This is a genomic window from Oligella sp. HMSC09E12, assembly GCF_001808505.1.
Taxonomy (GTDB): domain Bacteria; phylum Pseudomonadota; class Gammaproteobacteria; order Burkholderiales; family Burkholderiaceae_B; genus Oligella; species Oligella urethralis.
In genome coordinates this window covers 1-13,180 of record NZ_KV793601.1, presented here as the reverse complement: position 1 = coordinate 13,180, position 13,180 = coordinate 1, and the positions used below count along the sequence as shown (strand labels likewise).

The 13,180-nt window shown below is 48.1% G+C and carries 12 protein-coding genes; 3 read left to right on the top strand and 9 right to left on the bottom strand.

The window, feature by feature from the left end; translation table 11 throughout:
• Positions 1-41 precede the first annotated feature (41 nt).
• The 4 genes from folK to HMPREF3179_RS09145 are packed head-to-tail and all read right to left on the bottom strand — an operon-like array spanning position 42 to position 3,422.
• The gene (gene folK, locus HMPREF3179_RS09160; RefSeq protein ID WP_070470844.1) at positions 42-536 is read right to left on the bottom strand and encodes a 2-amino-4-hydroxy-6-hydroxymethyldihydropteridine diphosphokinase; all 495 of its coding nucleotides are present in this window, start codon (positions 534-536) and stop codon (positions 42-44) included.
• Positions 529-2,037 carry a polynucleotide adenylyltransferase PcnB gene (pcnB, locus tag HMPREF3179_RS09155; RefSeq protein WP_070470842.1) on the bottom strand — a complete coding sequence of 503 codons (1,509 nt, stop codon included), beginning with the start codon at positions 2,035-2,037 and terminating at the stop codon, positions 529-531. Before pcnB ends, folK begins: the two co-directional genes overlap by 8 nt.
• 12 nt (positions 2,038-2,049) lie before the next feature.
• Positions 2,050-2,727: an HAD family hydrolase gene (locus tag HMPREF3179_RS09150; RefSeq protein ID WP_210398765.1), complete on the bottom strand. Its 678-nt coding sequence runs from the start codon at positions 2,725-2,727 to the stop codon at positions 2,050-2,052.
• Positions 2,728-2,729: 2 nt separating this feature from the next.
• Positions 2,730-3,422: an HdaA/DnaA family protein gene (locus HMPREF3179_RS09145; protein WP_048767656.1), complete on the bottom strand. Its 693-nt coding sequence runs from the start codon at positions 3,420-3,422 to the stop codon at positions 2,730-2,732.
• A 134-nt stretch (positions 3,423-3,556) separates the two neighbouring features.
• On the opposite strand from HMPREF3179_RS09145, the gene purM reads away from it, so the two are divergent.
• Complete coding sequence (purM, locus tag HMPREF3179_RS09140) at positions 3,557-4,606, top strand: phosphoribosylformylglycinamidine cyclo-ligase (RefSeq protein WP_070470838.1); 1,050 nt, start codon at positions 3,557-3,559, stop codon at positions 4,604-4,606.
• Between the two features lie 21 nt (positions 4,607-4,627).
• Here purM and miaA read toward each other — a convergent pair whose 3' ends face one another.
• The 5 genes from miaA to HMPREF3179_RS09115 form a co-directional block, all read right to left on the bottom strand.
• Positions 4,628-5,563 (bottom strand): tRNA (adenosine(37)-N6)-dimethylallyltransferase MiaA, encoded by a 936-nt coding sequence (gene miaA / locus HMPREF3179_RS09135; protein WP_070470836.1) that lies wholly within the window; start codon positions 5,561-5,563, stop codon positions 4,628-4,630.
• A 7-nt stretch (positions 5,564-5,570) separates the two neighbouring features.
• On the bottom strand, positions 5,571-7,463 hold the full coding sequence (mutL, locus tag HMPREF3179_RS09130) for a DNA mismatch repair endonuclease MutL (RefSeq protein ID WP_026156735.1): 1,893 nt from the start codon (positions 7,461-7,463) through the stop codon (positions 5,571-5,573).
• Between the two features lie 72 nt (positions 7,464-7,535).
• Positions 7,536-8,864, bottom strand: coding sequence for an N-acetylmuramoyl-L-alanine amidase (locus HMPREF3179_RS09125; RefSeq protein WP_036560736.1), 1,329 nt, complete (start codon positions 8,862-8,864; stop codon positions 7,536-7,538).
• Positions 8,828-9,355, bottom strand: a complete 528-nt coding sequence (tsaE, locus tag HMPREF3179_RS09120) for a tRNA (adenosine(37)-N6)-threonylcarbamoyltransferase complex ATPase subunit type 1 TsaE (RefSeq protein WP_036560734.1) — start codon at positions 9,353-9,355, stop codon at positions 8,828-8,830. Before tsaE ends, HMPREF3179_RS09125 begins: the two co-directional genes overlap by 37 nt.
• A gap of 71 nt (positions 9,356-9,426) precedes the next feature.
• Positions 9,427-10,299 (bottom strand): AEC family transporter, encoded by an 873-nt coding sequence (locus HMPREF3179_RS09115; protein ID WP_048767654.1) that lies wholly within the window; start codon positions 10,297-10,299, stop codon positions 9,427-9,429.
• Positions 10,300-10,437: 138 nt separating this feature from the next.
• On the opposite strand from HMPREF3179_RS09115, the gene xerD reads away from it, so the two are divergent.
• Together xerD and HMPREF3179_RS09105 are read left to right on the top strand one after the other, a co-directional pair.
• Positions 10,438-11,331, top strand: a complete 894-nt coding sequence (gene xerD, locus HMPREF3179_RS09110; protein WP_018025636.1) for a site-specific tyrosine recombinase XerD — start codon at positions 10,438-10,440, stop codon at positions 11,329-11,331.
• Positions 11,332-11,468: 137 nt separating this feature from the next.
• Positions 11,469-13,097 carry an acyl-CoA synthetase gene (locus HMPREF3179_RS09105; protein ID WP_070470834.1) on the top strand — a complete coding sequence of 543 codons (1,629 nt, stop codon included), beginning with the start codon at positions 11,469-11,471 and terminating at the stop codon, positions 13,095-13,097.
• Positions 13,098-13,180 lie beyond the last annotated feature (83 nt).

Here is a 13,180-nt window from a genome sequence, read left to right as displayed (position 1 = left end):
GGATGAGGTGCAAACCTCACCCTACTCGATCTTCATGCCTCTTAGAGCTTATGAATAATTTGCCCCGAAGCCAATGCTGCTTTGAGTAACTCAGAGGCATTTCCCTGAGCCAGCTGCATATCGCCAGCAATTTCAATTAATGGCATCAAAACAAAGCTGCGCAAATGCAGGCGTGGGTGAGGTACGCTTAATTCCGCACTATCGGAGCTAAAGTCTTGATAGAGCAAGATATCCAGATCCAAGGTGCGCGGCGCATTTCTATAGGTACGTTCGCGGCCATAGGCATTTTCAATGGCTTGTAAGCGATGTAAAAGTGGCAAGGGTTGCAGGCTCGTCACAATCTCTACCACCGCATTAATATAGTCCGGACCGTCCGCATCCAAGGGCGGGCTACGGTAGAGTGAGGAGCGCTTAAGCAGTTTAATGCCAGGGCTTGCAGCAATGCTGTCGATAGCGGCTTCAAGCGTTGTAGCCGGAGAATTAAGATTGGCACCTAAGGCAATATAGGCCTGATGCATGACTGCTGCATCACTCATGAGCACCACTCCCTTTGGTCGTGTTGCTCGACGTAGGTTCTGCCTGAGCCGCCATAGCTTTGCGTTTGCGATTGGCATAATTGCGCTTGCGCGGACGCCGTCTACGCTTGCTTTTGACTGCCTCGCCATCCATGCCGGTGGTGCTGCGCTGTTGACGTGATGGCTGAGGCAATTGAGTGAGCATGGCGCTACGCTCATCGCTATCCGCATCAGCTAAATCCATCCACCATTGAGCTAGTACACTATCAAACTCACCGGCCGCCGCACGAATCTGTAAGAAATCCACAGCCGCACGGAAACGTGGCTGTTCAAACATGCGATAAATAGCACGTAATGAGCGCTTTTCAAAGCGTGGTTGCATAAACCAAATCTCCCGCATATCACTGCTTTGACGGCGTTGGAGTGAGAGATGACGGGCAAATTTTTCTAATACTTCATGCGCTGCTTGAACCAAGGCGGGCACGACCGGCTCTTTGTGTTCATCTTGATAATAGCGCCAGCGTTCACTGACCAAGGGCCAAAGGGCGGCAGCATATAGGAAACTTGGACTTACCGTCTTACTGCTGCGGATACGATAATCTGTTCTTTCTAAAGCAATTTGTAGAAACTTGTTATGCTCAAGTTGTTGTTGCAGTAAATTAATTAAAGGTAAAATGCCATCGCTTAGTCCATGTGCTGCAATTAACTGCAGGCAGAGATTGCTATTGCCGCAACAAAGCAGCTTTAATGATTCATCGGCCAGACGGGACTCGGGTACATTAAGCAGTAACTTGGCCATGGATTTGATCGGTGCAGCGGTACTCGCTTCTAAGCTGCCGTTGAGCTTGGCTTGAAAGCGCAAAGCCCGCAGTAAACGCACCGGATCCTCGCGATAGCGTGCCTCCGCATCACCGATAATGCGTACCAGACGGTGACGAATATCATGTAGACCATGATGATAGTCAATTAGCGTTTTAGCAATCGGATCGTAATACAGGGCATTGATGGTAAAGTCACGCCGCTCAGCATCCTGAGCCTGATTGCCGTAGACGTTATCACTGAGCACACGACCGAATTCATCCGTATGCTGCTTTTGCGTCGATGCTGCTCTATAGGTTGACACCTCAATAATTTCACGACCAAATAGGCAATGCACTAATCTAAAACGACGTCCAATGATTAGGGCTCGACGAAATAAGGGTTTAACCTGCTCTGGGGTCGCATTTGTTGCTACATCAAAATCTTTGGGTTGTAGGCCTAAAATCAAATCGCGTACTGCGCCACCTACGATATAGGCTTCAAAACCGGCATCCTGTAGTACTTGACAGACCTTAATCGCATTGCGCGAAATCAGGTGATTTTGTATTTGATGCTCAGCCGCATCATACATAATGGCTTGAGGCTGATTGCTTGAGCCTCGATGCTTTTTATTAGCACGCCCCTTAGTCGCTGTTTCGTGCTGAGGGACCTTAAACAGCTTTTTTAAAAAAGTATTGATGGAGAGTTTATGTTCTGTGCCCATAAGCTATGCTGATTATTTAAATAAATCGATAATTGCCCAGTTGTTTTTTTGCGCAAGCTCACGTAGGGCAGGGCTAGGGTTAGTGGCAACCGGGTGGGTGGCTCTTTGTAATAAGGGCAAGTCATTCATCGAATCACTATAAAAATAGATGCTTTCAAAGGCATCTAAGCTGCTACCTAAGCCATTGAGCCATTGTTCAACCCGGGTGATTTTACCCTCTTGATAAGAGGCAACGCCAACAAATTGACCGGTGTAGCGACCATTAATATACTCGGGTGAAGTGCCGATAATATGCTCAAAACCAAAGGCGCGGCCAACCGGTTGGATGACAAAGGTATTAGTCGCTGAGACGAGGCAGCATAAAGCGCCCTCACGTAAATGGCGATCCACTAAGTCAAAGGCTTGTTCGGTGATCGCTGGACGTACAACCTCAGCCATAAAGCGCTCATGATATTTGCTTAAATCAAAGGGTGTATGCATCGCCAAAAAGCTTAAAACAAAGGCGGCCGACTCCTCAATGGTTAATTGACCGGCATCATACTTATCCATGATTTCCTGATTTCTGCGTGCCACCTCGGCCGGGTCGCCGGCCAGATGATTGCGACTAAGCCATTCGATCCATTCATAATCGGTATCAATCGGAAGAAGGGTGTGATCTAAATCGAAGAGGGCGAGTGTTTTTGTTGTGATACTCATAAGTGATGATTAATTTCAGCTTCTTGAATAAAGTTTTTAATTAAGTTTAGGGTGACTTGGCGGCGCTTAGCAATAGAGTATAGGTCTAAAGCATCCAGCCAAGCGAATAATGAGCGGATATTACGCTCCGTGTTTTTTAACAGCCAATCAGTGGCTTCTGAATTGATTTTTAAATCTTTTTCATAGGCTCGCTGCTGAATCGCTAGCACAATATCCTCGTCTTTGAGCGAGTGTAGCCTATAGGCTAAGCCCCAACCGAGGCGATTACGTAGATCCTCACGAATCGGCATATTAAGTGGCGCTTGATCGCCAGCGCTGATGAGACTAATGGCATCTGCCTGATTTTTATGACGATGCGTATAATTAATCAAGTCAAATAACGTCATTTGCTGTGCTTCATTGAGATCCTGTACATCATCAACTGCCACAATCTGAGCTTGGTTTTCAAGGCAGGCGTTTAAGTCCGTCGGAAAATCCGCCGCCGCAAAATAAACCGCAGCTGCACGCTCCGCAGCCAGCGCTTTAAGGAGGTGGCTTTTACCGCTACCAGGCTCACCGAAGAGATACAGCATGGAGCCGGGCGCACAATCCATGAGCCGGCTGAGCGCTTCCCAGTTTTCACCCGGCACAAAATTATCAAAACTAAAATCTTGGCTTGGTAATAAAGCCAATGGCAGTTGCTCAATCATTCAAAATCATTGTTATCACTCAGGCACAGCTGATTGATAATTTATCGTAAAATAGGATAATCTACGTGTTGCGCAGCGGACTGCACTAACATCTAGCAATAATCATTATTCTTACATATTTGGGTATATTTCTCATGACAAATAAGCAAAACTCCCCTTTAAGTTACCGCGATGCCGGTGTGGATATTGATGCCGGTGAGGCTTTAGTTGATCGTATTAAGCCTTTGGCAGCAAAAACCATGCGCGAAGGGGTTTTGACCGGTCTGGGCGGTTTTGGTGCTTTATTCGAGGTGCCTAAGCGTTATCAGGAGCCAGTGTTGGTTGCTGGGACCGATGGGGTAGGTACCAAGTTGCGCTTGGCCTTTGATTGGGATAAGCATGACACGGTTGGTATTGATTTAGTGGCAATGAGTGTTAATGATATTTTAGTTCAAGGGGCGGAGCCTTTATTCTTCTTGGATTATTTTGCTTGTGGGGTATTGGCAGTCGATAAAGCTGCCGCCGTGGTCGGTGGTGTAGCTAAAGGCTGTGAGCTCGCTGGCTGCGCCTTAATTGGTGGTGAAACCGCAGAAATGCCCGGCATGTATCCCGAGGGTGAATATGATTTAGCGGGTTTTGCGGTCGGTGCGGTTGAAAAGTCTAAGGTGATTAACGGCGCCTCAATTAAAGCTGGTGATGTGGTATTAGCCTTAGCCTCAAGTGGCGCTCACTCTAATGGCTATTCTTTAATCCGCAAAATCATTGAACGCGCCGGCATTAAACCTGAGGATCCGTTTAAGGACGCTACCTTTGCTGATGCCATCATGGCACCGACCCGCATTTATGTTAAGCCGGTACTAGCCGCTATTGAGCAGCATGGTGAGGCGATTAAGGGCTTAGTGCATATTACCGGTGGTGGTTTATTGGAAAATATCCCGCGGGTTGTGCCTGAGGGCTTAGCTGCCCATCTACACAAGGGTGAATGGCAGTTGCCACCGTTATTCGCTTGGTTGCAGGAGCAGGGTAATGTGGATACCCAAGAAATGTACCGTGTCTTTAACTGCGGTCTGGGTATGGTGATAGTCGTAGCTGCTGAAGCTGCCGATGCGGTCAAGGCGCAGTTAAGCGAAGCGGGTGAGACCGTCTACCACGTGGGTGAGATTGTGCCCCAAGGCGACGGTCCGCGAGTATGGATTAAGGAGTAGTTGCTCGCACTATCGCACTATTTAATCAATTAATGCCAGTTGACGCACCGTGCGCAAGACCTGTGCTGGCACATTCTCAGAAAAGCAGTCAATTTGAATTCGTTCAGGTTGACTGCGCAACCAAGTAATTTGGCGCTTTGCCAATTGTCTGGTGGCAGCAATGCCACGCTCTACCGCCTCTTCATAGCTGCAGTTACCGGCCAAATAGTCCCATAATTGGCGGTAACCGACGCAGCGGATTGAGGATAAATCGGGATGCAGGTCTGGACGCTGATAAAGGCTTTGTACTTCATCTAAAAAGCCCATAGCCAGCATCTGCTTAAAGCGCTTTTCAATTTGTTGATGCAAACGGCTGCGCTCACGTGGTTCCAGGCTGATAGTCACAAAATCATAATCATGCGATGGCGCTTTTTGCGTAGCAATTAAGGCCGACATCGTGCTACCGCTGATACGGTAAATCTCTAAGGCACGCGCAATGCGTTGACTATCATTGGGCGCCAAACGTGCTGCCGTTGTTGGATCCACTGAGGCAAGCTGTTGATGCATGGCAGGCCAACCGATGCGCTTTGCCTCTGCCTCAATCTCAGCCCGTAGTGTGGCATCGGCTTTGGGTAAATCATGCAAACCTTCACGTAGGGCTTTGTAATACATCATGGTGCCACCTTCAATTACGGGTAGACTACCACGTGCTTGAATCGCTGGAATGAGCGCTAGCGTATCACTCACAAAGTCCGCCGCACTATAACTTGCGAGCGGATCGCGAATGTCTAATAAATGATGTGGTACTTGCGCCTGCTCTGCGGCACTGGCTTTTGCAGTACCAATATCCAAGCCTTTATAAATGGTGGCCGAGTCCATGGCAATAATTTCAATGGGTCTTAACTTGGCTAAGGCTAAAACCGCAGCGGACTTACCGGCAGCGGTGGGACCGCATATACAGAGAATTTGTTTTTTCATGTTGCAACTACTCGCCGCGCATAAATAGTTTATCCAAATCACCCATCGACCATTGGAACCAAGTAGGGCGACCGTGATTACAATTATCCGCCTTATCCGTGGCTTCCATGGCGCGTAGTAGTGCATTCATCTCGTTGATCGTCAGTATACGGCGTGCTCTAATGGCACCGTGACACGCCATGGTAGCAAGGATTTCATTACGCTGTAGGGCTAAACGCTCACTGCTGCCAATATCAGCGATATCCTTTAAAACACCCAGTACCATACTTTCAATATCACCGCGCGACAATAGGGCTGGCACCCCTCGCACACTAATACTTTTAGGTCCGCTGGGGCTGAGATGTAAGCCTAAGTCCATTAGCAGATCAGGTTTCGACTCGACAATGGCAACGTCTTTTTCGCTGCAAGAAAGTAGGTAGGGCACTAAAAACTCTTGCACCACAATATCTTGTTGGTTATGAAGTTGTTTTAATTGCTCATAAAGCACTCGCTCATGGGCAGCGTGCATATCTACCAATACAAGACCGGAGCGGTTCTGCGCCAAAATATAAATACCATGCAATTGACCAATTGCCATGCCCAAAGGAAAATCATCGTTCGCATCCTGCGTTTCTGCTGGCTGCGGGCTCACTGTAGGTGTTGTTGTAGCTGTCGTGTGGCTTGTTGCTGTGCTACTTGTGGTAAGCGGCGCATAGGTAGTACGCCAATCACCTGCAGCTGTCAAATTTAAGGCGTTTTGACGGTAATCATTGCCAGGCTGCTGCGGATATGCATTGCTAGAAATTGCCGCTTCAGGGTAGTTGCTTGTATCCGCATTGTAGCTAGTAGGCTGTGGGGTAGTTGATAAGGCGATATCGTCACCGCTACGAGCCAAGCTACTCATCACGGCATTGGCATCGCTACGGTTTTGTCCGCCCGTATTAGAAAGTGCGGCTCCCAAGGCCTGAATAAATAAGCGATAAACGGCACTTGCCTCTCTAAAACGCACTTCACTTTTAGCGGGATGCACATTCACATCGACCAGTTCAGGGGCAATCTCAAGAAACAACACATAGGCAGCCTGACGCTCACCATGTAAAACATCACTATAGGCTTGACGAATGGCATGGCTAATGGCGCGGTCACGTATAAAACGACCATTCACAAAAAGATACTGCTTATCAGCCCGCGGACGGGCGGCGGTGGGGTGAATGATGAGTCCATGTAAACGGGCCAAGCCATGATCCAGCTGCACTTCCAGGCCATGCTCCATAAACTCATTGCCCATCACATCGCGCACACGTTGAAAAGCATCCGTGGCTTGCCATTGCTTATAGGGCTTTTGATTATGAAACACTCTCAGCGTTAATTGTGGATTGGCCATCGCCAAACGCTCCAAGGTATCGACAGCATGAGCGAATTCCGTGGCTTCAGTTTTTAAAAACTTGCGTCGAGCGGGGATATGCTCAAAGAGTTGTCGCACATCCACCGTGGTGCCGATACCACCGGCGGCTGGACTGATTTCTTTAGAAGTGCCGCAAATGCTAAAGGCATGATCTTGCGACGCCGTGCGTGAACTAATCGTCATCCGACTAACCGAGGCGATGGAGGCTAAAGCCTCACCCCTAAAGCCCATGGAGGCGACTGACTCTAACTCCTCTAAGCTGCGTATTTTACTGGTGGCATGCTGTGTCAAGGCTAAAGGCAACTCATGTTGCGGTATGCCACTACCATTATCAATCACGCAAATACGGCGTATCCCCCCACCCTCTAAACGCACCTCAATTTCTGTGCTGCCCGCATCAATGGCATTTTCCAATAGCTCTTTTAGCACCGAAGCAGGGCGCTCAATCACTTCGCCTGCAGCAATTTGATTAATTAATTGCTCAGGCAGGGGGCGAATTTCTTTTCTTTGACTCATGCCGTACATATTAAAAAACCGCTCGATTTTTATCAAGCGGTTTTAACAATCATCAAATTGTTAAGCTAGTCATTAGCCCAGTCTAGCTAAGGGAGGATTGGTTGCAAGATAGGCTTGAACGCCACCTAAAATCCCCTTAGCGATGGCCCGTTGATTACTAGATGAGCGGAGGAATTGCTCCTCTTTGGGATTAGAAATAAAGGCCGTTTCAACCAGAATCGAAGGGATATCTGGTGAACGTAACACCGCAAAGCCCGCTTGCTCAACGCGACGACTGTGAACCCCGTTAATTTTACCTAAGGAGCTTAACACGCGATGACCGATTTTTAAGGAGTCCTGAATCTGTTGTGAGGTCGACATATCCAGTAATACACTGGCAGTACTGCGATCATGTGCGCCGAAATCTACGCCGCCAATCATATCGGCATTATTTTCTTTGTTGGCCAGCCATTTGGCAGCGGCGCTACTGGCGCCCTTGGTCGACAGTGTAAAGACCGTGGTACCACGAGCACTTGGATTACTAAAGGCATCCGCATGCACCGAAATAAAAATATCAGCTTTAACCCGTCTTGCTTTTTGTACTCGTACTTGTAAAGGTACAAAGAAGTCTGCATCACGTGTCATATAGGCACGCATATTCGGCTGCGCATTAATCTGATCACGCAAATACTTGGAAATTGCCAGTACCACATCTTTTTCGCGCGTGCCACGTGGACCGATGGCGCCAGGATCCTCACCGCCATGGCCGGGATCAATCGCAATTAGCACAGGACGTGAGCCGCGATTGCGACTGCCGCTTGTGGGAGGGGCTGCCGGTGCTTTAGGAGCTACTTGTCCCTGTACGGTTGGTGCACTGGTGGTAGGGCGGCTGCTGCCTAACTGATCAATGACACTCGCTAAGGGATCATCGCCGGGGCTATCTAATAAAGCCATCAGTGGGTCATGTGCCACTTTAGGGTAGAGATCGAGTACTAAGCGGTACTGATAATTACCGATAGGCTTTAAGGTAAATACTTGCGGCGCAATCTGTTGCTTGAGATCCATCACTAAACGCACCACATCGGCACGATTTTGCGCCACCCGAATGGAACGGATGTAGGGATCATTTGGTTTAATTTGGGAAACTAAGGAGTTAAGTGCTTGGTTTAGGCTAATGCCTTGTAAGTCCACCACTAAACGATTTGGATTGTCGAGCATAAAATGCTCAGCGTTAAGCGGTGCACTTAGCTCTAACGTCACTCGAGTGTATTCATCTGCCGGCCAGGTACGTACTGCTAACACTTGAGCGGCAGCAGCCTGGGCCCACTTGGGCATCACACTTAGGGTCAACACGCTACCCGCAAAGCCTAAGGCACGGCGCCGCGCTATACCTCTGTCTGTGAGTTTAAATTGTTTAGCCATTGCTTCCCTTTGTCTGTAACTGCCGATAACACGGCTTCACGCCCCGCCTCTTGATAAGTTAAGTCAAGCCTTAAATCAGGAGGAGGGAGCTGTTCATTTGCTTTTTCTGACCATTCGACTAAGACGACCGCCCGCTCCAGGAGTTGCTCCTCAAATCCGGCCTCTTGCCATTCGTCAGAATCATTAAACCTATAAAAATCAAAGTGATATAAGTATAAGCTAGAAACATTATAGCTTTCAAGTAGGGTATAGGAAGGGCTTTTTATTCTGCCCTTTACACCAAGAGCGCGTAAAAATGCGCGGGCAAAGGTGGTTTTACCAGCGCCTAGATCCCCGTGTAAATAAATACGTGCACCGCTAAAATCGCTCAGGTCGAGCTCGTAACCCTCTGATAAATTAGGAAAAATTGATTTGGCTAGATTATTTGCCAAGGCGCAACTCGCCGCTTCATCTGCTAGAAAAAGGCGATAATGACTTAATGCTTGCTTCATGTGAATTCTTGATATGGGTGCTAATTATTTGTTAAATAAATAAAATTTTGACTTAATTCAGTTCTTTTATTTTAAAAATAATTTGTAATCGTTTGTAAAAAATCACTTTTTACAATGAAGTAGAGCCAAATAGGTAGAGTCAGCAAACAGCTTAGGGTCTGAACCGAGATAATATTGGCCACCAGCCGTGCATCGCCACCCATCCGCACAGCTAAGACATAGGCGGCGGGAGCCGTTGGGATGGCGGCAAAAATCATAAACATCTGTGTTTGTAGTGTGCTAAAGCCGACTACAATGGCGATTAATAAGGCAAACAGCGGCATCATCACGAGCCGGGTGATCGTCATCCAAGCCACGATCGGTGCATTGACCGTGCCTTCTCTCAACTTAAGTGCTGCCCCGACACAAATTAGCCCAAGAGGAATAGAGGCTTGACCAAGCTTTAGGAGGGTATTATCAAGTACCGCAGGTAGCTTAAAGCCGAGCAGGTTTAAACTCACCGCCAACACAGTTGTGATGACGAGGGGATTGCTGATAATGGATTTTAATACACCGCCCCCACTTTCGGCTGCTAAAGCACGCACTGCCATGACATTGACTAAGGGGACGGTAAAGCCGATAAATACTGCCATGATCGCTAGGCCATCGGTGCCACCGACGCCAGGTCCAATAGAGAGCGCCAAATAGGTACTGAAACGATAAACACATTGTTGGGTGGAATTGAGCGCACGCTGATCGACGGTTAGAAATAGTCGGCTACCGAGCGCTAGCAATAAACCAGCAAGGGCTAGTAAGACACAGGCGAGCAGCGAAGCGCCGGCGGTACTGATACTAAGTGGGCTAGCGAGTACCGAGCGAAAGAGCAAGGCCGGAAACATCAGAAAATAGACCATCTTTTCCGTATTGGCAAAAAACTCACGGGCAAAATTGAGCTTATTGAGCATGAACCACCCTAGTGCCACTAGGATAATATCAGGTAGAAGTAGGTATAAAATGCTCATAATACGTTATATATAATTAAGCGATGGTTTAAAGCATCGTTTAGTATAGCTGAAATTATCAGCGTTTAAATCGGAATTAAAATGCAGGAAAATGAACTCTCCGCTTTTTTAGACAGCTTGTGGTTAGAGGACGGTTTAGCTAAAAACACCTTAGCTGCCTATCGTCAGGATATGCATGCCTTTATCGAGTTTTTGCAACGTGAGCGCCCAGCTGTGAGTGTATTTACGGTGAAGGCTGAGGATATTCAGGCTTGGTTGGCGCAAATGCATGTAGAAACAAAGCCGAGCACAGCCAATCGACGTTTGGCGACTTTGCGTCGTTTCTATGCCTGGGCCATGCAACATCATCGTATGGAGGAGGATCCCTGCCTGCATATCAAAGCAGTCCGGCAGGCCGCACGCTTTCCTAAAAGTCTTAGTGAATCGCAGGTGGAGTTGCTGTTGGCCGCGCCTGATTTGAAAACGTCGGGTGGCTTGAGAGACCGTGCCATGCTAGAGACGCTGTATGCGACTGGACTGCGTGTGAGTGAGTTGATTGCACTTAGAGTTTTTCATTTGGCGTTGAGAGAGGGGTTTTTGCGCGTGGTCGAGGCTAAGGGCTCCAAAGAGCGGATCGTGCCCCTAGGTGAAGAGGCTTTGTACTGGTTGGAGCGCTATTTGTTGGAGGCCAGACCAGAACTCCTCAAGGGTCGTCTTGATGATGCGGTGTTTATTACCCGCTTGGGTAGTGCCATGAGTCGGCAGGCGTTTTGGCAATTAGTCAAAAAGTACGCTAAGCAACAGGATATACAGGTGCCGTTATCACCCCATGTGTTGCGACATGCTTTTGCCACACATTTACTGAATCATGGAGCGGATTTGCGCGTGGTGCAAATGCTCTTAGGGCATGCTGATATTTCTACCACGCAGATTTATACCCATGTGGCACGCGAGCGATTAAAAACCTTGCATCAAAAGCATCATCCCCGCGCATAAGTTTTGGGGAGCGACCTTAGGTAGAGCTATGACTTTAGTCTTAAGTGCTCAAATATGATTAGTCATTTAATTTAGATCAATGCCATAATTTTATTACTAATTAAAATACATAGGAATCAGTTTTTATATAAGGAGACATGATGGCTGATTTTGAGACAGGTCTGGGTAAAAATGAGGCTAACTATACACCCTTAACACCTATTGATTTTTTAGTGCGGGCACATGAGGTATTCGGTGATGATTTGGCGATTGTGCATGGCTCAATCCGTCAGAACTGGACTGAAACCTATCATCGCTGTCGCCAAATGGCTGCTGCCCTGAGACAAAACGGGGCCGATCGTGGTACCACGGTTGCTACGCTTTTACATAATACGCCGGCCATGGTTGAGGCTGGTTTTGGTGTGCCGATGTCAGGCGGCGTCTTATTAGCACTTAATGTGCGTTTAGAAACTGAGGGTCTGATCTACTGTTTACAACATGGTGAGGCCGAGTTCTTACTGGTCGATAGCGAGTTTGCGCCGCACATCCCTGAGATTAAAAAGGCTTTACCCGCACTTAAAATAATTCAGGTCAATGATGAATTAGGCCCTAAGGACGTGGAGCCCTTCAGTGACATTGAGTATGAAGGCTTTTTGCAATCCGCTGAGGATCTAGATAATTGGGTTTTACCTAAGGACGAATGGGATGCGATTGCTTTGAACTATACCTCTGGTACCACCGGTAACCCTAAGGGGGTGGTTTATCATCACCGTGGTGCCGCCTTAAATGCGATTGCGCAAAGTTTAGAGTTCGATATGCCGAAGCGTCCAGTGTATTTATGGACCTTGCCCTTATTTCATTGTAATGGTTGGTGTTTTGCTTGGACGATTGCTGCACGCGGCGGTGTTAACGTGTGTTTACGCAAATTCGATCCAAAGACCTGCTTTGATTTAATTCGCCAAGAGCGTGTAGGCTTCTACTGTGCTGCACCGGTGGTGCATGCGGCGCTAGCCAATGCGCCTGCGGAGATGAAGGCGGGGATCGACCATCCGGTGAGCGCCATGGTAGCAGGTGCTGCGCCTCCAGAGGCGGTATTAGCGCGGATGGAGCAGATGGGTTTTCATATGGTTCACGTCTATGGTTTGACTGAGGTGTACGGTCCTTCAGCGGTCTGTGCAGAAAAGCCTGAGTGGGATGAGTTATCGGTTGAAGATCGGGCGGCGCAAAAAGCGCGCCAGGGCGTACGTAATACCTTACAGGGTGCACTAACTGTGTTAGACCCGGAAACCATGGAGCCTGTGCCTGCTGACGGTAAGACGATCGGTGAATTAATGTTCCGTGGCAACATCGTGATGAAGGGCTATTTAAAGAATCCCGCTGAGACTGGGAAGTCTTTTGCTGGCGGTTGGTTCCATACGGGTGACTTAGGCGTCTTACATCCTGACGGTTATGCGCAGATTAAGGACCGCAGTAAGGATATTATTATTTCTGGCGGTGAAAATATCTCCAGTATTGAGGTTGAGGATGTGCTCTATAAGCATCCAGCAGTGGCTAATGTAGCGGTGGTCGCACTTGCCGATGAAAAATGGGGTGAGGTCCCGGTTGCTTTTGTGGAGCTCAAAGACGACGCTCAGGTTAGCGAAGAGGAGCTTGACCAGTACTGTCGTGAGCGCTTGGCCGGCTTTAAGCGTCCTAAATACTATGTATTTGGTGAATTAGCAAAAACTGCCACTGGTAAGATTCAGAAATTTGAATTAAGAAAGCAGGCAGAAGCCTTATTTTCATAAGCTTCGCTTCGCTGAGTCAAGCACAAAAGCGCTTACAATCTTTGTAGGCGCTTTTGTGTGTTTGCCCAGCGAGGTTGGCAAAC

Excerpts from the sequence above, each read along its gene's own strand:
- folK (WP_070470844.1), bottom strand. The coding sequence starts at position 536 with ATGAGTGATGCAGCAGTCATGCATCAGGCCTATATTGCCTTAGGTGCC.
- pcnB (WP_070470842.1), bottom strand. The coding sequence starts at position 2,037 with ATGGGCACAGAACATAAACTCTCCATCAATACTTTTTTAAAAAAGCTG.
- HMPREF3179_RS09145 (WP_048767656.1), bottom strand. The coding sequence starts at position 3,422 with ATGATTGAGCAACTGCCATTGGCTTTATTACCAAGCCAAGATTTTAGT.
- purM (WP_070470838.1), top strand. The coding sequence starts at position 3,557 with ATGACAAATAAGCAAAACTCCCCTTTAAGTTACCGCGATGCCGGTGTG.
- miaA (WP_070470836.1), bottom strand. The coding sequence starts at position 5,563 with ATGAAAAAACAAATTCTCTGTATATGCGGTCCCACCGCTGCCGGTAAG.
- mutL (WP_026156735.1), bottom strand. The coding sequence starts at position 7,463 with ATGAGTCAAAGAAAAGAAATTCGCCCCCTGCCTGAGCAATTAATTAAT.
- HMPREF3179_RS09125 (WP_036560736.1), bottom strand. The coding sequence starts at position 8,864 with ATGGCTAAACAATTTAAACTCACAGACAGAGGTATAGCGCGGCGCCGT.
- tsaE (WP_036560734.1), bottom strand. The coding sequence starts at position 9,355 with ATGAAGCAAGCATTAAGTCATTATCGCCTTTTTCTAGCAGATGAAGCG.
- HMPREF3179_RS09115 (WP_048767654.1), bottom strand. The coding sequence starts at position 10,299 with ATGCTCAATAAGCTCAATTTTGCCCGTGAGTTTTTTGCCAATACGGAA.
- xerD (WP_018025636.1), top strand. The coding sequence starts at position 10,438 with ATGCAGGAAAATGAACTCTCCGCTTTTTTAGACAGCTTGTGGTTAGAG.
- HMPREF3179_RS09105 (WP_070470834.1), top strand. The coding sequence starts at position 11,469 with ATGATGGCTGATTTTGAGACAGGTCTGGGTAAAAATGAGGCTAACTAT.